The 21,937-nt window shown below is 72.0% G+C and carries 12 protein-coding genes; 2 read left to right on the plus strand and 10 right to left on the minus strand.

What is annotated here, in order from left to right; translation table 11 throughout:
* Positions 1 to 14: 14 nt before the first annotated feature.
* A complete protein-coding gene (locus Cs7R123_RS26000; RefSeq protein WP_212830328.1) occupies positions 15 to 8,015 on the minus strand; it encodes a SpvB/TcaC N-terminal domain-containing protein in 8,001 nt (2,666 codons plus the stop codon).
* 278 nt (positions 8,016 to 8,293) lie between these two features.
* On the opposite strand from Cs7R123_RS26000, the gene Cs7R123_RS40360 reads away from it, so the two are divergent.
* Positions 8,294 to 11,554, plus strand: coding sequence for a DUF2961 domain-containing protein (locus Cs7R123_RS40360; RefSeq protein ID WP_244872150.1), 3,261 nt, complete (start codon positions 8,294 to 8,296; stop codon positions 11,552 to 11,554).
* 169 nt (positions 11,555 to 11,723) lie between these two features.
* Here the strand turns inward: Cs7R123_RS40360 and Cs7R123_RS26010 are convergent, their stop codons facing one another.
* Positions 11,724 to 12,839 carry an IS30 family transposase gene (locus tag Cs7R123_RS26010; protein WP_212825420.1) on the minus strand — a complete coding sequence of 372 codons (1,116 nt, stop codon included), beginning with the start codon at positions 12,837 to 12,839 and terminating at the stop codon, positions 11,724 to 11,726.
* A gap of 410 nt (positions 12,840 to 13,249) precedes the next feature.
* Positions 13,250 to 13,711 carry a hypothetical protein gene (locus Cs7R123_RS26015; protein ID WP_212830329.1) on the minus strand — a complete coding sequence of 154 codons (462 nt, stop codon included), beginning with the start codon at positions 13,709 to 13,711 and terminating at the stop codon, positions 13,250 to 13,252.
* A gap of 194 nt (positions 13,712 to 13,905) precedes the next feature.
* Here Cs7R123_RS26015 and Cs7R123_RS26020 point away from each other — a divergent pair, with 194 nt between their 5' ends.
* Positions 13,906 to 14,310 carry a nuclear transport factor 2 family protein gene (locus Cs7R123_RS26020; RefSeq protein ID WP_212830330.1) on the plus strand — a complete coding sequence of 135 codons (405 nt, stop codon included), beginning with the start codon at positions 13,906 to 13,908 and terminating at the stop codon, positions 14,308 to 14,310.
* Positions 14,311 to 14,749: 439 nt separating this feature from the next.
* Here Cs7R123_RS26020 and Cs7R123_RS26025 read toward each other — a convergent pair whose 3' ends face one another.
* The 7 genes from Cs7R123_RS26025 to Cs7R123_RS26055 all read right to left on the minus strand — a co-directional run bounded on the left by Cs7R123_RS26025 (position 14,750) and on the right by Cs7R123_RS26055 (position 21,670).
* On the minus strand, positions 14,750 to 15,391 hold the full coding sequence (locus tag Cs7R123_RS26025; RefSeq protein ID WP_212830331.1) for an HAD family phosphatase: 642 nt from the start codon (positions 15,389 to 15,391) through the stop codon (positions 14,750 to 14,752).
* Between the two features lie 131 nt (positions 15,392 to 15,522).
* Positions 15,523 to 16,614: a glycoside hydrolase family 172 protein gene (locus Cs7R123_RS26030; RefSeq protein WP_212830332.1), complete on the minus strand. Its 1,092-nt coding sequence runs from the start codon at positions 16,612 to 16,614 to the stop codon at positions 15,523 to 15,525.
* A 22-nt stretch (positions 16,615 to 16,636) separates the two neighbouring features.
* Complete coding sequence (locus Cs7R123_RS26035) at positions 16,637 to 17,470, minus strand: carbohydrate ABC transporter permease (protein WP_212830333.1); 834 nt, start codon at positions 17,468 to 17,470, stop codon at positions 16,637 to 16,639.
* Positions 17,460 to 18,449, minus strand: a complete 990-nt coding sequence (locus Cs7R123_RS26040; RefSeq protein ID WP_212830334.1) for a carbohydrate ABC transporter permease — start codon at positions 18,447 to 18,449, stop codon at positions 17,460 to 17,462. Before Cs7R123_RS26040 ends, Cs7R123_RS26035 begins: the two co-directional genes overlap by 11 nt.
* Before the next feature lie 39 nt (positions 18,450 to 18,488).
* A complete protein-coding gene (locus tag Cs7R123_RS26045) occupies positions 18,489 to 19,853 on the minus strand; it encodes an ABC transporter substrate-binding protein (protein WP_212830335.1) in 1,365 nt (454 codons plus the stop codon).
* Positions 19,854 to 19,961: 108 nt separating this feature from the next.
* The gene (locus Cs7R123_RS26050; RefSeq protein ID WP_212830336.1) at positions 19,962 to 20,993 is read right to left on the minus strand and encodes a ribokinase; all 1,032 of its coding nucleotides are present in this window, start codon (positions 20,991 to 20,993) and stop codon (positions 19,962 to 19,964) included.
* Positions 20,990 to 21,670: an SIS domain-containing protein gene (locus Cs7R123_RS26055; RefSeq protein ID WP_244872151.1), complete on the minus strand. Its 681-nt coding sequence runs from the start codon at positions 21,668 to 21,670 to the stop codon at positions 20,990 to 20,992. Before Cs7R123_RS26055 ends, Cs7R123_RS26050 begins: the two co-directional genes overlap by 4 nt.
* Positions 21,671 to 21,937: the final 267 nt, after the last annotated feature.

Consider the following 21,937-nt stretch of genomic DNA (forward strand, 5'->3'; position numbering starts at 1 on the left):
GTGCTCGGTTTCGGTCAGAAGGTGCCGACGGTGACCATCGGCGTGGGGGTGATCTTGTCGTCGCTGTCGGGCGCGACCACGCCCAGCGAGCCCGAGACGCCGCCGACCAGGCCGGTGACGTCGGCGGAGACGCCGGGGTAGCCGAAGAAGCTGCGCGGGTCGTACGCGCTGGGCGGCAGGATCTTCCCGCCCGCCTGGAGCTCGCCCGCGGCGAAGTTGTTGCCGGTGATGCTGATCGGCACCGACGACTGCCCCGGCGGCGGCACCAGCCGGATGATGGGCTTCGTGCTGCCGGGCACGGTGATGACCTCCACGGCCGTCTGCGGCGGCACCTTGAACTGGAACTGCGTGCCCGTCGACCCGGCGGGCAGCTCGCCGCCGAACGCGTACGCGCCCTCGCCCCACTGGCCGCTGAAGCCGCCCGGCGTGACGCGCAGGTTCGCCCCCGCCTCCACCTGGGCACCGGTGATGTTCGGCCCCAGCGGGTGGCCGCCGCCGGGGCGCCACTTGACGGCGTGGTTGAACGTGTCGCCCGCCGCGGCCGACGAGCTCTCCCGCGTCACGCCCTCGACAGCCTGCACGTTCAGCTGGGTCGCGGCGGCGCGCTCCTGCGCCTCCAGGGCCATCTTCACGCCGGGGCCGACGCCCAGCTTCTCGGAGATCTTCTGGCCGAGGCGCTCGGCCGGTTCCCGGATCGCCTGGTGCGCCTTCTGCGCCACCTTGGCGGCCCCGGACGAGGCGATGCGCTTGCCGATCGCGGCCACGGTCTGCCCGACCGCGGTGGAGCCGACCTTGCTGGCGATGGCGCCGCCGACGGCCTTGCCCACGGCCGTCTTGGCGATCGCCCCGGCGGCGGCGCCCGCGCCGGCGAACACGCCGCCGACGACCGCGCCGATCGCGGCGGCCTTGAGCACGTTGCCCGCCGTGACGGGCCGGTTGTCCACCTTGGCCTCGACGATCTCACCGACCGCGCCGCCCGCGGCACCGCCGACGATGCCGCCGATGATGCCCGCCGCGACCGTGCCGACGACCGGACCGGCCAGGCCCGCGGTGGCGACGGTGACGACCGTGCCGACCACCACGGCGGCGGCGATGCCCGCCCACTGCCCCCAGCTCAGATGACCGGTCGGATCGGAGTTCACGATCGGGTTGCCGCGGCCGTACGCGTAGACGTTCACGCCGTCGGCCAGCCCGGCCGGGTCCGCCGACAGCCACCGGCCCAGCCAGGGCGCGTAGTAGCGGGCGCCGTGGTAGGCGAACCCGGTCTCCTCGTCGCGCTCCTTGCCCGTGTAGCGGTACCGCTTGGGCGCCTCCAGCCCGCTGCGCACCCCCTGGTACGACGTCGACCCGTACGGGTGGAACTCCTCGTACGAGATGACGCGGGCGCGGTCGTCGAGCTCCAGGCAGCCGCTGCCGAGGTGGTTGTCGAACTGGTAGCGCAGCAGCCGCTCCGGCTCGCCCGCGCCCGCGCCGGCGGTGCGGGTCTCGACCAGCGCGATGCGGCGCCGGTCGTCCATGACCTGCAACGTCTGCCGTTCCAGGGTGACCGCGCCGGTCGCGGCGGCGTACTCGCGGTAGACGTCGAGCACGCCCGCGTACACCCGTTCCGAGGCGCGGCTGCCGTCGGGCCGCTCGACGACCTTGCGCACGCGCTGGCCGTTGGCGTCGTAGCCGTACCAGATGGTGTCGCCGCCGTCGCGGACCACCTTGCGCAGCCGGTCGGCGTGGTCCCAGCCCAGGGTCGGCAGGCCGAGCAGCGCCAGCAGGTTGCCGTGCGGGTCGTAGGCGTACGTCTCGGGCGGCTGCCCGCCGGTCACCGTGGCCGACAGCCGGTTGCCGGTGACGGCCGGGTCGAGCAGGCTCGCCGCGCCGTGCTCGAACGTGCGGGTCCAGTCCCCGCCGGCGGCCCGGTGCGTCAGCGAGGTCAGGTTCCCGACCTCGTCGTAGGTGTAGGTCTCGGTGTAGGGCCGCATCGCCTGGCCGTCGTGCGGGTGCGGCAGCCCGGTGCGCGGGGTGTCGGTGCGGCTCGTCCACGGCTGGGCCGCCTGGCCGACGTGCTCGCGGCCGGACGCCCGGACCAGCCGGTACGCCGCGTCGAAGACGTAGGCGGTGTGCGGGTCGCTGACCGTGTTGTTGAAGAAGACGCGCTGCTGGGCGTCGTCGCGCACGTCGGTGATGTTGCCGGACGGGTCGTGGGTGTAGCTGAGGTTCTGCACCCCGCCCGGCGGGGTCGGCGGCGCCGGCCAGTCCCCGGGGTAGGCACCCGCCGGGCGGGTGGTGACCAGCTCGGACAGCAGGAACGTGTCGGGGTCGTACCGGTAGTCGGTGCGGACGCCGTTGCCGTAGGCGATGCGGGTGCGGTGGCCCTTGGCGTCGTACTCGACGTCGGTGACGAACGGGGTCCACACCGGGCCGCCGCCGTCGGACTCGCCGCGCAGCCGCAGGTCGACCCGGTCCAGCAGGTTCGCCTCGTTGTAGCGCAGCCGCACCGTGTCGGCGGTGGCGGGCACGTCCACGGTGCTGGTCGCGGTGAACGACGCGATCACGGTGGGCCGGGTCAGCGCGTCGTACGCGGTGACGGTGGTGAACCGGTCGGCGGTCAGCGCGGCGACCGCCTCGACCTGCTCGGCCGTGACCAGCCCCAGCGCGGGCGTCCAGTCGGGTTCGGCGCGGTGGTCGGCGACCAGCCGCCGGGTCGCCCGCAGCGCGGAGCCGCTGAAGTCGTTGCGCTCCCCCACCACCATCCCGGCCTGGTCCAGGTGCAGGTGCCAGCGGGTGCGCAGGTTGCGCTCACGGGCCTGCGGGTGGCTCTCGCCGTAGACGGTCAGCTCGGCCAGGGTGCGCGGACCGCCGCCGGTGGCCGTGTACACCGCGAGCGGGCGGCGCAGCGCGTCGTAGGTCTTGGTGACGGCCTGGTCCCGGTCGTCCCAGCCGCGCAGCGCCTTGCCGTCGCAGGCCAGCACGCTCAGCGTCTCGCCCGCCTCGGCGCTGGACACCCGCAGCACGCTGGCGTGCAGGTCGAACCGGCGGCGCACGACCGTGCGGCCGAGCGGGTCGATCACGGCACGCTGGTTGCCGTCGCCGTCGAAGACGGTCCGCACCGGGTACAGCTCCTCGGCGGTGGACGCGTCCAGCCGGGTGTACCGGTTGTGCGTGACCGACAGGAAGGTGCGGCCCAGCGGGTCCAGGTGCGCCACGGCCGGGGTGGCCGCGTGCGGCTCGGTCTGCGTCGCGGCGGCCTGGGCGCGGGTGCCCAGGGCACCGGCGGCGCGGCGGGCGTGCCAGGTCTGCCAGCCGGGCACGGCGGCCAGGTACGGCCCCAGCACCCCGGCGGTGTCAGGATCGGTGCGCGGGTCGAGCAGCACCGTGTCGTTGCCGTCCCAGGTGGCGCTGCGCCACGGGTCGAAGACCACCTTCTCGTACGCCGCGTGCGGGTGCAGCCGCGCGGTGACCCGGCCGAGCGGGTCGTGGCACACCACGTGGCTGACGCCGGTGACCGGGGCGAACTCGAACCGGTGGTGGGTGCTGAAGAACGGCTCGTACTCGCGGACCGCCAGGCCCTTCTGGTTCAGGATCGCCCAGCCGGTGCCGGTCCAGCGCCGGGTCGAGTAGACCGCGTCCGGGCCGACCGGACCGGCCTCGGCCTGGCCCTTGGACTGGATCTCGCGGCCCATCCCGTCGGTGTAGGCCATGGACTGCCGCACCGGGCTCTGCTCGCCCGGGGCCAGCTCGGCGGTGTGCGTCTCGCGGACGATCGCGCAGGAGACCGAGGGCTGCGGCTGCGGGTCGGCGGCGGTGCGGGCGAAGGCGCCGGTGTCGTACAGGAAGCGGCTGGTGGCGGACCCGAGCAGCGCGTGCGGGTCGGCGAACGGGTCGGTCAGGTGCGCCAGGATCTGCGCGGGCGGCGGGTCGGCGACCAGCCCGGTGAGGCTGTCGCCCTCGGCCGCCTCCGGCTTGCCCATGGCGGCGACGGCGGTGACCAGGCCGAGCGCGTCGTACAGGGCGGCGCTGCGGTTGCGGTTGGCGTCCATCAGCAGCACCGGCAGCAGCGTGCGGTAGTCCAGGCCGGAGCTGGTCAGGGTGTCGTCGGGGGCGCGTACGCCCGCGGTGACCTTGTTGCCGAGCGCGTCCTCGGTCTGGCGCAGCAGCAGGCTGTAGCCGTCGTAGGAGACGTGGTGCGGGTTGCCGAACGGGTCGGTGAACCGGGGCGGCCGGAAGAAGTGCGCCTTCGCGTACGCCAGCTCCTGCGCCGGGGTGTCGGCGGCGGCGGGGCTGTAGCCGATGTGCCCCGACGGCGACCACCAGCGCCCGGCCGGGTCGGTGGCCGGGAACAGGCCGGCGGCGACCCGGTCGGCGCCGCGCACGTAGCCGGCCTCGGCCGACAGCAGCGCGGCCCGCGCGGCCGGGTCGGTCGGGACGAGCTGTTCGACGGCGCCGCCGGGGCGCTCGCGCCGGTACACGTCGTCGATCAGGGTGTCGGTGAGGGCGAGCTTGTACGCCTCGTACGGCAGCGCCAGCACCCCCGCCCGGCCGAGCGGCAGGGGCGCGGTCAGGTCGTCGGTGCGGTACAGGACGCGGCTGTGCTCCACCAGGCGCCGCCACGGCACGCCCGGGGCCGCCCCGGAGCCGTCCACGTCGGTCGGCGGCAGGTCGTGCGCGCCGTCGGCGACGGTGCCCAGCAGCGCGGCCAGCTCGTCGAAGCGGAACAGGTTCGTCGTGTGCGGCAGCGCGGCGGCCGGAACGGCGTTGCCGAGCTCGTAGCTGCGCACCTGGTAGCCGACCGGGCCGCGCCACGCGGCCGGGGTGTCCACCGGGTCGGTGAGCTGCTGCTCGACCGCGTGCACATGGACCCGGGCCTGCTCGTCGCGCAGCGCGGTGCGGGCGTGCTCGGGCAGCGCCACGCCGCCCGCCAGGGACTCCGGCGCGCGGTAGCGGCGCGGGTAGGCCACGGCCGCGCTGCGCAGCACGTTGCCCCACCCGTCGACGGCCAGCGTCAGCTCGTGCGCCACGCGCGGATCGGCGCGCAGCACGGTCCCGGCGCCCTGCGCCACCGGGTACAGCACGCGCTCGTAGTGGAAGGTGACCGCCTCGCGCGCATGGGCCAGCAGCACCGCGTGCCGGGTGCCGGGCAGCAGCGGTTGCAGCAGCTCGACGGCGTAGTCCCGCTCGGACACCGTGTACGGCCGGTCCTGCGCGGCGGTGCCGTCGAGGGCGTACACCTCCTGCCGCAGCAGCGAGCCCTTCAGCGCCCGGCACGCCTCCCGGGTCTCGTCGGTGGTCCAGGTGCGGGCGGTGCGGGCGCCGCCGGGGTGCAGCACCCCGCCCGCGAGCACGGTGTCGGGCAGCAGCAGCGCGGCGAACCGGTCGTCGGGCTGGCCGGGCGCGTTCGGCTCGCCGGGGTCGCCCTCGCGCCAGTACTCGTGCGCGAACTGGGCGGACACCGCGTCGCCCTCAGCCCAGCCGCCGGTGTGGTACCAGGTCTTCGTGTACACCGGCGGCGGTGCCACCAGCGGCAGCCCGTCGGCGGCGACCACGGTCGCGGTCGACTGCTCGCTGTCCCACTGCTCGACCATCCCGAAGCCCCGGAACTCGCGCTCGGCGCCGTCGAAGTGGCCGTGGTGGTAGGCGTACCGGTGGGCGAAGACCTGCCTGCCGATGAGGTCGTGCACCTCGACCCGGTCGACGACCTGAACCGGGAAGGGCAGCCGGGTGACCCACGGCCGCCCGGCGAGCCGGTCGGCGAGGTGGAACGCGGTCGACGCGGTGTAGTGCACGCGGGTGACCGCGCCGGTGCTGTTGGCCATCTCGACCAGCAGGTGCGGCTTGACGCCGCCGGTCAGGTCGAGGAAGCGCAGCGGGCGGCGCGCGTCGGCGGGCAGCGCCGAGGTCCACACCAGGCAGGTGGTGCCGGTGCCGAGCAGGTCCATCGCGGCGACGTCGGCGAGCGCGCCGTCGGCGACGGGCAGCGCGGTGAGGGTACGGGCCGCGGCGAAGCCGTTGCCGGACTCGTTGAGGTGCACGGTCACGCCGTCGCGGCCCAGGTAGAGCAGGTCGGTGAGGCCGGAGCCGTCGACGTCGGCCAGGCGCACCCGGCGGTGGTCGAACAGTTCGGGGTGGTCCAGCAGCGGCGAGCCGTCCATGACCACGCGGGCGCCGAAGCGGCCGTAGCCGAGGTTGGGCCAGTAGCTGACCTCGCCGTTGCGCACCCGGACCAGGTCGGTCAGGCCGTCGCCGGACATGTCGGCCAGCAGCACCTGCTGGGTGCGGTCGGCGAACACCACCCGCGGGCCCCGGTCCTCGTCCATCGCCGTGTGCACCCGCCGCGCCGGGCCGAACCCGTCCTCCCCCTCGGCCAGGTGCCAGGTGTACACGTCGGCATCGGTGATCAGCACGTCGGCGCGGCCGTCGCCGTCGAGGTCGACGAAGCGCAGGTCGGGGTCGTCCCAGTCCAGCCGCGGCAGGTGCGCGAACGGCCGCCAGGCCGCCCACCCGTCCCCGTCGCGCTCGAAGAACCCGGGCGTCGGGCCGCCGAACTCGACCACGTCCTGGGTGCCGTCCCCGGCCAGGTCGAGCAGCCGCCGGCCGCGCAGCCCCGCCGGGCTGGGCAGGGTCGCGACGGGTACGGGCCGGTCGAAGCGGCCGCCGCCGAGGTTGTGCTTGTACCACCAGCCGCCCGGCGTCTCGGCCAGCAGCCCGGACAGGCCCTCGCCGTCCAGGTCGGTCCAGCGCAGCCCGGCCTTGTCCGGCGCGGCCGGAACCCCGGCGAGGCTGTCGGGGTCGGCTTCGCGGATGGTGCCGTCGAGCACGGCCTGGCTGTAGCCGAAGGTCACCGGCGGCAGCGACCGGGTGAGGTACCCGGCGCCGTCGCGGCGGTGCCCGTGCTGCACGGCCCGCGCCAGGAAGGTGCCCAGCGGGGCGCCCCGGGTGGCCGCGTCGGCGGGCGCGGCGGTCCCGGCCGGTCCCTGGTAGGTCAGCTCCACCGAGCGGACCAGGCAGTCGCGGCCGACGCCGGGCTCGTCCGGGAAGTGGTGGAACATCAGCACCCGGCGGCACAGCCGGTACTGGCGCACCTCGAAGCCGGGCCGGTAGCTGGAGAACGGGTCGTGGCGGCAGGTCCAGTCGCCGGTGGCGGCCGGGGTGGGCCGGTCGCGGTCGTGCTCGCCGTAGTCGAACACCACCTCGAACAGCCAGTCCTGCGTGGACAGGTCGGGCTGGACCAGCGTGGACACCCGGTTGCCGTAGCGGACGCTCTTGAGGTGGCGATGCGCGCCGCGCCCGCCCTCGCTGCGGTGCCGCTCGTGCACCTGCCCGAGGGGCGCACCGGTGCCGTCCTCCGGCAGGTACGTCCACACCGCCGCGTTGCCCTTGGCGTCCCAGGTCTGGCAGATCAGCCAGGAGTACACGCGGGACGGGTCGGCGGGGTCGTGCACGCGGGAGGTGCTGTCCAGGCCGTACACGGTGGTGGTGTTGTCGCGGGTGGTGCTGCGCCAGTGCACGTCGCCGGAGTCGGCGGTCCAGCGCTCGATCCGGGCGAACAGGCCCTCGATCCGGGGCCGGAACCGGTCGATCGTCCAGCCCGTCTGGGTCCGCGTCTCGCGGGCCCAGGCGTCGTCGGGGTCGTGCACCGGAACCAGGTCCTCGGCGTCGGAGAGGAGGAACACGTCGGCGTCGGTATAGGTCGGCAGGCCCTTGTCCGTCTTGCGGGTGATCGACGGGACGGACACGCCCCAGCCGAACCCGAACGGGCCGTTGCCGCGACCGCTGTCGTAGGCCAGCGCCAGGCTGGGGCCGAAGCCGTCGCGGCCGGGGCTGAGCGGCAGCGGGACGGTGAACGTGCCGGTGCCGGTGGCCGGGTTGGCCGCGAACTTCTCGCCCATGCCCCGGATGGCGCCGCCGCCCTTGGGCATGGTGATCGCGGGCGCGGTCGGCAGCGGTGGCAGCGACGGCCCGGCCGGGGCGGCATGCTCACGCGGCGCGGGGGCGGCCTGGCTCGCGGCCACCTGCTTCGACTCCATGCGACCCTCTCCGACACCCCTGCGGACCAGCGCTTGCATTAGAAGCACGGGCGCTGATCAGCGGCAACGTCGGCAAACTGACAGCGGCGTGCTCACCTGCGCGGACGGGGGAGGGACGGAGATCCGTCAAACACGCTAGGTGACGGTGAGGCGACGCGAAGTGGATCTCGTGAAGACAATCTCCATTGGAGATCTGATGATCGAAATTTATTGACATTCATGGGGATCGCACAGTACGGTCGCGCGCAAGGTCCACCCATACCCCCCGAGGGGACGCCATGCGCGCCACCACCCTGCGCTTACTACTGGCCGCGACCCTGGTCGCCGCCGCCTCGATCACCGTGAGCCCGTTGGCCCCCGGCCGGGCCGACGCGGCCGCGGCACCCGCCGACAAGGGTCCGGTCGGCTGGGAGATCTACCGCCGACTCGACCGGCTGCCCTACCTGGCCGCCGGCAGCCAGACCCGGCAGTTCTCCAGCTTCGACCGCGGCGGCTCCAACAACGACGGCTTCGGCGGCAACTGGTCCTGCCTGCGCCAGTCCGGCGGCTGCGTCATCGCCGAGGACACCGGCCCCGGCGAGGTCCAGTCGATCTGGTTCACCCGCGACAGCGGCGACGTCACCAACACCGGCTGGATCCGCATCGAACTCGACGGCGTCACCGTCGTCGACACGGGCCTGCAGAACCTCGTCAACGGCGGCCTCGGCGCACCGTTCACGTTCCCGCTGGTCACCAACGCCGCCCAGACCTCCGGCGGCGTCACCGTCAAGGTGCCGATGCCCTACCGGCAGTCGATGCGCATCACCACCCAGAACAATCCGCTGTTCTACCACGTCGGCTACCGCACGTTCGCCGACGCGGGCGGCATCAGCACCTTCAACCCGGCCGACCAGGCCCAGGACGTGCTGACCATCCTGCGCGCGGCGGGCACCCGCGACCCCAAGCCCGCCGCGGCGGGCGCCACCACCGCCTCGACCACGGTGAACGTCCCCGCGCTGGGCTCGGCCACCCTGGCCACGCTGTCCGGGCCGCGCGCCGTCAGCGCGCTGCGCCTGCGCGTGCCCGACGGGGTCGCCACCGAGGCGATCCTCAACTCGCTGCGGGTGCGGATCACCTTCGACGGGCGGCAGACCGTGGACGCGCCGGTCGGCGAGTTCTTCGGCTCGGGCCTGGGCGAGCGGCAGGTCCGCTCGCTGATGTCGGCGATGGACACCGCGGCGGGCGGCTGGTACAGCGCCTGGTGGCCGATGCCGTTCCGCAGCTCGGCCACGGTCAGCCTGGCCAGCACCGGCGGCGCGGTCTCCGGCGTGCAGGCCGAGGTCGTCTCGGCGCCCGACGCCGCCTGGACCGACCTGCTCACCTCGACCGGCACCGCGGGCTACTTCACCACCCAGTCGCGGCGCGCCGAGACCGTCAACGGCAAGGACTGGATCTTCGCCGACGCGGCAGGCCGGGGCCGGTTCGTGGGCCTGTCGCACACCATGCGCGGCCACATCACCAGCGGCAACACCCGCAACTACCTGGAGGGCGACGAGCGGGCCCACGTCGACGGCGCCGCCAGTCCCGCCTGGTACGGCACCGGCACCGAGGACTTCTACGAGTCCGGCTGGTACTTCAACCGCGGCACCTACAGCGGCGTGTTCACCGGCAACCCGGGCCACCTGCTGCACAGCGGCACCTGCGCCGACGAGTGCGACGCGACGTACCGGCTGATGATCGGCGACGCGATGCCGTACAGCACGGCGCTGCGTTTCGGCATCGAGCACGGCCCGTTCGCCGACATGCCCGCCGAGTACAGCTCGACCGCGTTCCTCTACACCCAGCCGACCTACGGCAGCGCCCGCAGCGACACCGTGGTCACCGGCGACGCGGCCAGCCGCTCGGCGCACTCCTACACCGACAGCGGCACCCAGTCCACGCTGACCTCGGTCTACGAGGGCGACGACGACGTCACCTCGGTCACCGGCACGGTCCGCGCCGGCAGCGGCGCGATCTCGTTCCGGGTCGCCGTCGACCCGAACAACCAGGGCGTACGGCTGCGGCGCAGCGGCGACCAGCTCCAGGGCTACCAGCAGGCCGCCGTCAGCGTCGACGGCGCCGCAGCGGGCACCTGGCAGCAGCCGCTGGCCAACGACCGGCAGCGCTGGCTCGACGACGAGTACGCCCTGCCCCCGGCGCTGACCGCGGGCAAGAGCAGCATCACGGTCACGCTCACCCCGGCCGCCGGGGCACCGGCCTGGACCGCGAGCCGCTACACCGCGTTCAGCCTGCTGCCCGGCTTCACCGACACCAGCACCCCGGGCACGGTGACCGGCCTGGCCGTAGGCGGCTCGCGGGTGCACGCGCTCGCGCTGAGCTGGAACGAGCCGGCCGACAACACCGGCATCGCCGGCTACCGGGTGTACGCCGCGCAGACCTCCGACGTCCCGCTGACCTCGGGCAACCTGCGCGCCACGGTCACCGCCACCTCGTGGCGGCACGGCCCGCTGCGGGCCGGGCAGACCTGGTACTACCGCGTCGTGGCCGTGGACGCGGCGGGCAACGCCGGCCCGGCCTCGGCGGTCGCGGGCGGCACCACCCGGGCCCGCACCGTCAGCGACGTCAACGGCGACGGCCGCGACGACGCCGTCGACTTCACCCGGGGCACCCTGGCCGACGTGTACACGGGCCTGTCCACCGGCAGCGCGTTCACGGCCGACCCGAACAAGTGGCACGACTTCTTCGCCCTCGACGCCGAACTCCCACTGACCGGCGACTTCAACGGCGACGGCAAGGACGACATCGCCACCTTCACCCGCGGCAGCACCGCCGACGTGTACGTGGCCCTGTCCACGGGCACCTCGTTCGGCGGCGGCGTGAAGTGGCACGACTGGTTCGCCGCGGGCACGGAGACCCCGGCCGTCGGCGACGTCGACGGCGACGGCCGCGACGACATCATCACCTTCACCCTGGGCTCCACCGGCGACGTCTACGTGGCCCTGTCCACCGGCACCTCGTTCGGGCCGGGCGTGAAGTGGCACGACAACTTCGGCTACGGCACCGAGCTGCCCGCCGTGGGCGACGTCGACGGCGACGGGCGCGACGACATCCTCACGTTCACCCGGGGCACCGGCGCGGACGTGTACGTGTCACTGTCGGACGGGTCGCGGTTCGTGCAGGACGCGTGGAAGTGGCACGACAACATCGCGCCCGGCACCGACCTGCCCGGCATCGGCGACGCCGACGGTGACGGCCGCGACGACGTCATCACCTTCACCCGCGGCAGCACCGCCGACGTGTACGTCTACCGCTCCGGCGGCGGCACCTTCGCCAACGCGGTGAAGTGGCACGACGGGTTCGCGATCGGCACCGAGACGCCGGGGGTGGCCGACTTCAACGGCGACGGGCGGTCGGACGTGGCCACGTACACCGGCGGCACCGCGGCCGACGTGTTCGTGTCCCTGTCGGACGGCACGAAGTACGTGCAGTCGGGCTGGAAGTGGGCCGACCAGTTCGCCCCCGACACCGACCTACCCCGCCCGAGCCTCTACCTGCCCTGACCCAGGGCATACGGCATAGGGGGCGGCTCCCGTGCGGGAGCCGCCCCCTATGCCGTTCGGGCGCCGAGCGCCGGGCGCCAGGCGATGGGCGACGGGCGACGGGCGACGGGCGACGGGCGACGGGCGATGGTGCAGTTTCGGGGAAAGTGCACGAATCTTGGGGGCCGGCTCAAGCGGTTGTTGCAACGAGGTACTGGTTGAGTCGTTCGGCGGGGTTTTGCCAGTCGAGGGTTTGGCGCGGTCGTCCGTTGAGTTCTCGGGCGACCGCGTCGAGTTCGTCCTGGCTGTATTTGCGGAAGTCGGTGCTGGAGCGGGGGAAGTACTGGCGTAGCAGGCCGTTGGTGTTCTCGTTGCTGCCGCGTTGCCAGGGCGAGTGGGGGTCGCAGAAGTAGACCTTGCAGTCGGTGGCCAGGGTGAACCGGGCGTGGCGGGCCATCTCGGCGCCCTGGTCCCAGGTCAGGGTCTTGCGTAGTTCGTCGGGTAGGCGGTTCATCAGGGTGATGAGGACGTCGGTGACGTTGTCGCTGATGCGTGATTCGGGCAGGGCGCCGAGCATGACGTAGCGGGTGGCGCGTTCGACCAGGGTGATGATCGCGCTGGTGCCGCGGGCGCCGATGATCAGGTCGCCTTCCCAGTGGCCGGGCACGGCCCGGTCGGCGGCCTCGGCCGGGCGGGCCGAGATGTGCAGATCGGCGACCCACGGCCTGGCCGCGCGTGTGGCCGTGGCCGCCCTCGACTGCGGCTTGCGGGCCGCCCGGCCGGAACGCAGCGCGACCTGCCGGGCCAGTTCCTCACGCATCCCGCCCCGGGCCTGGTAGTAGATCGCCTGGTAGATCGTCTCGTGCGACACCCAACACTCCGGCTGATCGGCGTAGTCGATGCGCAGCGACCGGGCGACCTGCACCGGCGACCACCGCTGGGCCAGCCGCTGCTTCACCAGGTGCCACAGCGGTGCCATCGTACGGCTGCGCCGGGCGCGCAGCCTGCCATCACGCGGGCGCCGGGCCCGCTTGTCGGCCCGACGCTGGGCGAACTCGTGGCAGTACTTCCATCGATAGCCCCCACCCCACCGCCCGGTCGCCGGACATCCGGCGGCCCGGCCGCGCGGATGCCAGGCACCACCAGGCGCGTGCGCACCCTGGTAGGCGTTGTTACGGGTCACCTCCCGCCACACCGTCGTACGGTCACGGCCGATCACCGCCGCGATCTGGGCATAACGCAGCCCCTGACCGAACAACACCTCGATCTGGGCGCGCTCCTGCGAAGTCAAACGTCTACCGGGCATGAATCCGATCCTCCAAGATCCATACCTCGTTGCAACAGCCAACAGAAACCGCCGGGCCGGATTCCTGCACTTTCCCCGAAACTGCATCCTTGGTCCGCACTCTCGCCCGGCGGATGACCGCTGGCAGCGATCTTGTGCACCCAGCCCTCGGCATGATCGCCGCTGGCGGTCCGAATCCTGGCATCGACCTCGGACGGCACTCGGAGCACGACCGCCAGCCGCGATCTTCGAAGACCCGGCCGACGTCGATCGCCATCTCCGGTCAAAACGGCCTGGTTCAGGCTGCACTCTGACCCGAAACGGCGATCAACGCCGGACCACCTGAGAAACACCCCCGGAAGCCGGCGACCACGCAGGGAAGGCGCCCGTTCCAGCTCCCGCGCCAAGCTGCCATCGCCCGCCGCGCCGGTTCAGGACAGGTTGGTGATCACGACCATGAGGACCATCGGCAACGGTGCGAGCACCACGCCGAGCACTCCGAGCAGGCAGTAGCCGATGCGCCCGTGCGCGATGTGCGTGATCGCACCGATCAGGCCCAGCAGCACGGCCACACCGCCGAGTGCCAGGTAGGTGTACGTCAACACCACCAGCACCGCCGATTCGCTGTCGATCTCCAGCCCGTGGGCGAAGAACACTCCCAGCGCGAACACGACGCAGGCCAGCGCGGACAGCAGCAGCGACACCGCCGACAGACCGGGCCGCGTCACGGCGGCCGAGGCACCCGCGCCGCCGCCGAACGTCACTCCGGCCCCGGCAGCCGCCGCGGCCCGGTTCTTGCGGGAGATCTCGACCAGGCCGATCACGGCACCGATCGCCCCGGCGACGGCGCTGACCGCGCCCGCGATGACCGAGACGCTCTCTCCGAGTTCCATGTCCTCTTCCTATCCGGTGCGTCCGAACCGATCCAGATCCGCGAATTCGGCAAGATGTTAGCGGCGCTCGCGAAACGCGGCGACCCACGCCCGGCGACCGTGGCACCGACAGTCCATCCCGGGCCGACGACGGGCGAGGGCAACGGCGTGGGCAATGGACGCGGTGCCGGACGCTCATGCCCTAGGGTGGCCGGATGGTTGACACCACGGGGAGCACGATCGATGCCAGCCGGCTTGCGGCGCAGGAACGGCGGCGGCTGGCCGCACTGGTGGCAGCGGACGCGGCGCTGCTGGATGAGCTGCATGCCGATGACTTCGTCCTGGTCAATCCAGGCGGCGGCGTATGGGACAAGGCGTTCTACCTCGGCGGCATCACCGACGGATCGATCGACTACCGGAGATTCGAGCCGGTGACACCGATCCAGGTGCTCGCCGACGGCGGCGTCGCGGTCGTCCGGTACCGCTCCGCGATCGAGATCGCCGTCGACGGCGGCCCCTACGTCTCCCTGACCGCCTGGCACCTCGACTGCTACCGGCACGACGAGCCCACCGGCCGCTGGCGCTGCGTCTGGTCCCAAGCCACCCGCACCGACGACTAACCCCACCCACTCACCCACCGGCCCCGCCCCGCCATGTTGATCATGAACTTATGGCAGGGTTCGACGGTGTGTCGCCACCCCGGCACCGTGATCGACTCGGCTGGGCCTGGGCGGATGGCAAGCCACGGGACAGGAAACGAGCCCGGCGCGACAGGCTCGCGACGGAAGAGCGGATGTCGGCTGCGAAGGCGTTCCCGAAACGGCGATCACAATGGCGTGATCGCCGTTATCGGTCAGAACCTGGGCCTTGACCGCAGAAAATGACCGGAAACGGCTATCTCCGCGCGAAGACCCGGTGCGCTGCTCGCCGACCTGCGGCGCAACGCCGCCAGCGGTTCGGGAAACGGTCGCCGGGAAACAGCCGTCAGGAAAGGCCGCCGGGACCTCGGCCGCACCTGCCCCGGCCAGGGCGCGAAAGGCGGGGCGGTGCAGCGCTCCCTCAGGTCACCTTGAGGATGATGTCCTTCAGTTCGGCCAGAGTCTCAATGCGATGGCTGGCCTGCGAGAAGTCTTGCGCTTTCACGAACTCGTTGTGGACGATGACGCAGTCGATGCCGGCCGCCACGGCCGAGTTCAGCCCTCTGGACGAATCCTCCACGACCAGCGCCTCTTCCCTGGCGGCCCCGAACCGCGTCAAGCCGGTCAGGTACGGCTCCGGGTGCGGCTTGGCCAGCGTGTAGTCCTCGCGGACGAGAACGAAATCCATGAACTGCCTGACCTGGCGCTTCTCATGGATGATCTCGAAGTCCACCCGCTTCGAAGTCGTCACGATGGCCATGCGGACGTGCCTCGCCAGCTCGGCGAGAGTTTCGACGACGCCTTCGATCTCGATGGCTTCCGTCCGAAGATACTCCTGGTAGTAGTCATCACGGACCGCACGCTGCCTGCCGATGGCCTGCTCATCGACACCCGCCGCCCTGGCCTGGGCCCAACTGCCCAGACCCTGGCCCATGTCCCGGAGGTATCGCTCCTTGTCCAGGGTCACGCCGATGTCCGCCAGGGCCCGCTCTCCGGCCCTGTAGTACCAGAACTCGGTGTCCACCAGCACACCGTCGTGATCGAAGAGTATGTACTTCTTCACCGTCTCGGCCCTCCCCGCGGTCCGGACGCATCGCGCCGATGCGGATCCCGACTCGGCAAGATCCTAACGGCCCCCGGAGACGGTGCGGCGACCGTCGCGCCGGTCGGGCACGACGGTCGCCGCGTGGTGCGTCAGCCGAGGACGGCGGCCCGCTGGGCGACCGGCGGCAGGTCGAACGGGCGGTGCGGCAGGGTCTGGTACCAGTACGCCGTGGACGAGAAGTCGTCGGAGCGCTTGTTGGCGTGCCCGTGCTCGATGGTCACCCGGATCGACTCGGTGAACGTCACGGGGTCCTCGATGTGGAAGCGGTACAGCGAGATGTCGCCGCTCCAGTTCTCCCCGCCCGGCAGGGTGATGCCGTGGTAGGGCGCGTGGTGCTCCTGGGTGGGGCACCACGCGGTGCCGAAGTAGTCCTCGGTGCCGGTCCCGTGCAGGCTCGGCGGCCACTGCTCCCCGTCGATGAAGATCATGTCGTCGCCCTCGCCGTACCAGTTCCAGTCGCTGGTCTGGCGCAGGTTACGGATGTTGAGCACGCAGCCCACGTAGTGGCCCCGGCCCACCGCGTCGAGGATGACGTAGTTGCCGTCCCCGGTCAGGTTGGCGCCCTCGACCTGGTGCTCGCGGTGGCCGGCCGTGCCCTGCGGGATGCCGTCGGTCGGCCGCTCGCAGCGCCACTGCGCGTGGAAGTAGCCCAGCTCGGCGACGATGTCGTCGGCCGCGCCCGGCTCGTAGAGCTCGTAGTCCACGTAGTAGTAGAAGAAGACCGGCTGGTCGGCCATGTCGCTGACCAGCTCCACCTTGGCCCGGCTCGCGAACGGCATGTGGAACCAGCTGTTGAACGACTTGCCGTCCTGCGGGCTCATCTGCAGCGGCGCCGACACGAAGTTGCGGGTCTTGCCGTGGCCGATGCCGAAGAAGTCGCCCAGCGGCACCAGCACGCTCGGGGCGTCCGAGTCGTCCCAGGTGATGCGCAGCACCAGCCGCCGCAGGTAGTCGGTCTCGGTCTGGTCGGGCACGTCCCGGCCGGGCAGGGCGACCGTACACCAGATGTGGTTGATCGACCCCGGGCCCTCGATGTCGGCGAGCACCGCCGTGGCGCCGGGCGCGATGGTCAGCCGGTCGTCGTTGCCGCCGGTGCGGTCCCAGCTCGACTCCCGCCGCCGCTTGCTGTGCCGCAGCCGCGGCAGGTCACGCAGGCTGGAGCCGAATCGGCCGTAACTCATGTGGTCTCTCCTCATGTCTCTACTACTTCAGGCCGGACGTCTTGATGGCCTCGACCAGCCAGCGCTGGCCCGCCAGGAACGCCACGACGGTGGGGACCGCGGCGATGACCGTCGCGGCGAGCAGGTAGTTCCACGCCGAGCCGTACTGGCCCTGCAGGGTCGAGATGCCGACCTGCACCATGCGCAGGTCCGGGTCGCGGGTGGCGGTGACCGGCCACAGGAACGCGTTCCAGTTGGCCAGGAAGAACAGCACGCTCAGCGACGCCAGAGCCGGGCGGCTCAGCGGCAGCACGATCCGCCACCAGCGGTGGAAGTAGCCGCAGCCGTCCAGGTCGGCAGCCTCCTCCAGCTCGCGCGGCAGGTTGAGGTAGTACTGCCGGAGCAGGAAGATGCCGAAGGCGTGGAAGATCGCGGGCAGGATCAGGCCGGCGTACGTGTCGAGCAGGCCGAGCTCGCGTACGACCAGGAACAGCGGCACCAGGATCACCGGCAGCGACACCAGCAGCGTGGACACGATGCCGTAGAAGATGATGCCCCGGCCGGGGAAGCGCAGCCGGGCCAGGGCGTAAGCGGCCATCGAGTGCAGCATCAGGGCGGCCCCGGTGACGACCAGCGACACCAGCGCGCTGTTGAACAGGTAGCGGCCGAACGGCACCTCGGTCAGCACGTACCAGATGTTGTCCAGCGTGAACCTCGTCGGCAGGCCGCCGGCGAACACCTCGCCGGACGGCTTGAACACCGTGATGACCAGCCACAGCAGCGGCGCCACGGTCAGTGCGGCGATCAGGTACGCCACCACCGCCCGCAGCCCGATGCGGCGGCGCGGGCCGGTGCGCGCGAGCGCCTCAGTCGACATGGAACCGGCCTCCCCGGGTCGCGGCGAACATCAAGCCCGTGGCCAGCACCAGGAACGCGACCACGGCGGTGGTCAGCGCGGCGGCGTAGCCGTAGTGGTTGAAGGTGAACGCCTGCTGGTAGATGTAGTAGACGACCGTGGTGGTGTGGCCGGCCGGGCCGCCCTTGGTCAGGGCGAACACGAGGTCGTAGGCCTGGAGACCGGTCACCGCGCCGATGGTCGAGTTGACCGCCACGAAGAAGCTGGTCGGCTTGAGCAGCGGCCAGGTGATGTGGCGGAACCGCTGCCACGACCCGGCCCCGTCGATCATGGCCGCATCGGAGAACTCCGACGGGATGTCCTTGAGCCCGCCCAGGAAGATCAGCATCTGGTAGCCCATGAGGAACCAGACGCTGACCCCGACCAGGGTCCACCGGGCCGGTTCCGGGTCGCCGAGCAGCGACACGTCGCCGCCGCCGAACGGGCGCAGCAGGCCCGGCACCGCGCCCTGCTTGTCGACCAGCAGGAACTGCCAGACCACGCCGACGACGATGAGGCTGATGACGTGCGGGGCGAACAGTGCGGTGCGTACCGCGCCGATGCCCGGGAAGTGGTCGCGCACCAGCAGCGCCAGGCCGAGCCCGGCCAGGAAGCACAGCGGCACGAACGCCACCGTGTAGGTGCCGGTCACCTTCAGGCTCTGCCAGAACTGGTCGTCGCTGCCCAGCTGGCGGAAGTTGTCCAGGCCGACGAAGGTGTAGCCGCCGAAGCCGTCCACCTCGAACAGGGAGACGCCCAGCGCGAGCACCATCGGCAGGACGACGAAGACGAGCAGGCCGAGCAGGTCCGGCGCGAGGAAGGCGTACGCCGCCAGGGCCTCCTTGCGCCTGCGGACACCGGCCGGGCCCGTGCTGATCCGCCCCCGAGGCGCCGAGGCCGGCCGGGGCGGTCGCCCCGGCCGGCTCGTGCGGCCCGGTTGCGGTCGTTGTACGACTGTCACCGTGACTCCGCTTCTTTCAGTAGCGAGTTCGTGCCCAGGTCAGAGGAGTGCGGCACCCTTGTACCCGGACAGGAAGGCGTCGATCTTCCCGGCGGCGTCCGCCGCGGCCTGAGCGGGGACCGCCCCGCCGAGCATGGCCGCCTGGATCGCGTCGGAGATCGCCTTGTACACCTCGGGGGTGTACCGGGGCTCGGCGCGCCCACCGGGCACGACCTGCTCCATGAAGGTCTTCAGGGCCGGCTTCTCGAACGCCCCGGCCTTGGTCGCCGCCTCCTTGACCGACTTGCGCGAGGGCATGTTGGTCTTGACGACGGTGTTCCACTGGCGCATCCGCTCGACGCCCTCGGCGTCGGTGGAGCCCAGCGCCCAGGCGATGAACTTCGCCGCAGCCTGCGGGTTGCCACCCTTGGCGTTGGCGCAGAACGCCCAGCCGCCCATGTCGGTGGTGTAGGTGCCACCGGTCGGGGTCGGCAGCGGGAAGACTCCGTACTTGAAGTCCTTGGCGTCGGTCTCCAGCTGCGAGACCGACCAGATGCCGGTCTGCTGCATGGCGCAGAAGCCCGAGGCCAGGTTGGCCACGGCGTTGCCGCCGCCGTCGCCCTGGGTCTTCTTCGGGGCGATGCCGTTCTTCACCGCGTCGCCCCACAGGCCCAGCGCCTTGTGCACGGCGTCGGTGTTGAAGCCGCTCCTGCCGTCGGGGCCGACCGCGGCCGCCCCGCCCTGCCACATGAACGGGTACCAGGTGAAGTTCTGGTAGTAGCCGGGCGCGGTCTCGAACAGCAGGCCGAACCGCTTGTCGTTGGTCAGCTTCCGGCCCACGTCGAGCAGCTGGTCCCAGGTCTTCGGGATGTCGCCCTCGGACAGGCCAGCCTTCTCGAAGGCGTCGACGCTGTAGTACATCGCCAGCGGCTCGATCTCCATCGGCAGGCCGAAGACCTTGCCGTCGACGGTACGGGTGTTGAGCACCCCGTCGACGAAGTCCTCCTTCGCGCCCGACCCCAGGTGCGGGGTGATGTCGGTCAGCACGCCGCCGTTGTAGTAGCGCAGGAAGTCACCGGGGCTGATGATGAAGATGTCCGGCCCGGCGCCGGAGGAGAACGCCGTCTGGAGCGCGGTGCCGCCGAGGTACTCCGAGACCGGCAGGTAGTGCAGCTTGATCTTGACGTCGTTGTTGGCGTTCCACTTCGCGGCGAGGTCCTCGAACCACTTGCTCTGGGCGTTGCCGTCCGGGTTCGGGCCGTAGAAGTTCCAGAACACCAGCTCCTTGGCGTCGCCGCTGCCCTTGTCGTCGTTGCCGCAGGCCGACAGCAGCGGCACCCCGGAGCCCAGCATCGTCGCACCGAGCAGACCCGCCCGCAGCAGGGACCGCCGGCTGAGCGCGCTCGGCTGGTTGTCGTATGCCATATTCCTGTTCCTCCTGGATGAGGGGTGAGCCCGCGGCGGGGGAAGGGGACGGTACCTCGCCGCGAGTGTTCTTGGCTGTGCTGGTTCGCTCCGGAACTGAACGAGTGGTCAGGCACCACTCGCCGCGGTATCGGATGCGGACGCCACCGCGGCGGGCTGCCGCGATGACCAGGCGCCGCCCGGCCCGTGGAGCAGGGCGGTGATCTCGGACAGCCCCGGCATCGCCGGGGCCGAGCCGTGGCGGGTGACGGCCAGGGCGCCCGCCGCCGCGGCGAACTCGGCTGCCGCGAGCAGGCTGTCCCCCGCGGCCAGCCGTGCGGTCAGCGCGCCGCAGAAGGCGTCGCCGGCACCCACCGTGTCGACCACGTCGACGTCGTAGGCGTTGAGGGCGTTGATACGCCAGGCCGGACCGGGTTCGTCGCTGTCGCGGTCGACCACGACCACTCCGCGACCGCCCAGGGTGACCACCGCGCCGGTGCCGGCGAAGTCGCGGCGCAGCTTCAGCGCGACGCCCAGTGCCGCGTCGCCGCGGCAGGACAGGCCGGTGAGCTGCTCGGCCTCGACCTCGTTGGGCACGATCACGTCGACCAGCTCGGCGATCTCGCCGGGCAGGTCGGCGTAGGGCGCCGGGTTGAGCACGGTGAACACCCCGGCCGAGCGGGCCAGCCGCAGCGCGGCCACGACCGCCTCGACGGGCAGCTCCAGCTGGACCAGCAGGATCCGGCTGCCGCGGATGACCCCGGCGGCGGCCTCCACATCGGCGGCGGTGACGGCCTCGTTGGCACGGGGCACGATGATGATCGAGTTCGCGCCGGTCGGCTCGACGACGGGCAGGCCGACGCCGGTGCCCCGGTTCTCGTCGCGGTGCACCCGGCTGGCGTCGATGCCCTCCTGGGCGAGCAGGTGCAGGAACTCCTCGCCGTAGCGGTCGGCGCCGACGCGCCCGACCATGGCGACGCGCGCTCCGGCGCGGGCCGCGGCCACGGCCTGGTTCAGCCCCTTGCCGCCGAGTGCCTCGTAGAAACCATGCCCGCGCAGGGTCTCGCCGGTCTCCGGTCGGCGCGGAGCCTGGGCGATCAGGTCCTTCATGAAGCTGCCGAGCACGCACACGTCGTACGCCCGGTCTTCGGCCGCGGTCATCGGTTCTCCTCCGTGGGGCCGAGCAGCAGCCGGCCGAGCGTTCCGCCCGGGTGGAATCCGGCGAACTCCTCCGAGGTGAAGCCCCGGCGCACCATCAGCGCCGAGGCGAGCGCGTCGCCCATGGCCAGGGTGGCCGTGGTGGACGCGGTCGGGGCGACGTTGAGCGGGTCGGCCTCGCGGTCGACGGTGACGTCGAGGGTGAACCCGGCGATCGCGCCGAGGGTGGACTTGGGCCTGCCGGTCAGCGCGACCACCTGGCAGCCCCGTACGGCGACCATGCGGGCGAAGGCGCAGACCTCGGCGGTCTCGCCCGAGGCCGACAGCGCGATGAGCACGTCGGCGGGGGCGACCATGCCGGAGTCGCCGTGCAGCGCCTCGGCGGCGTGCACGAAGTGGGTGGGGGTGCCGGTGCTGGCCAGCGTGGCGGCGATCTTGCGTCCGATCAGGCCGGACTTGCCGAGACCGGACACGATCACGCGACCCTGGCAGGCCAGGATCAGGTCCACGACCGCGCCGAACTCCTCGCCGAGCCGCTCGACCAGCGCGGAGATGGCCTCCGCCTCCCGGATGAGCGTCTCGCGGGCGGCGTCCAGGCCCGGGTCGTGCTGCCGCGGGGGCGGGATCTCCGCCGGTTCCGGCGCGTGCTGGCCATGTTCACCAGCGGAGTGCGTCGTCACGATGGTCCTTCCGTCGTCGTGCGGCTGAGTTGCCCTGGAGCTGAGTTGCCCTGGAGCTGAGTTGCCCTGGAGCTGAGAAATCGATTTCCGGAAAGTTAGGCCTCTGAGGACCTCTCTGTCAATGGGACAGATCGGACTTCCGAGAAATCGAAATCACGCCGTGATCTGCGGAAACACGGCACGCCGGACAGGGCGGCCGCTGCTGCGGATCCGCCCTGCCGGCGTGCTGTACGTACGGTGCTGCCTTGCCACATCGGTCCGGTCGCG

Origin of the sequence: Catellatospora sp. TT07R-123 (assembly GCF_018327705.1) — a bacterium.
Taxonomy (GTDB): domain Bacteria; phylum Actinomycetota; class Actinomycetes; order Mycobacteriales; family Micromonosporaceae; genus Catellatospora.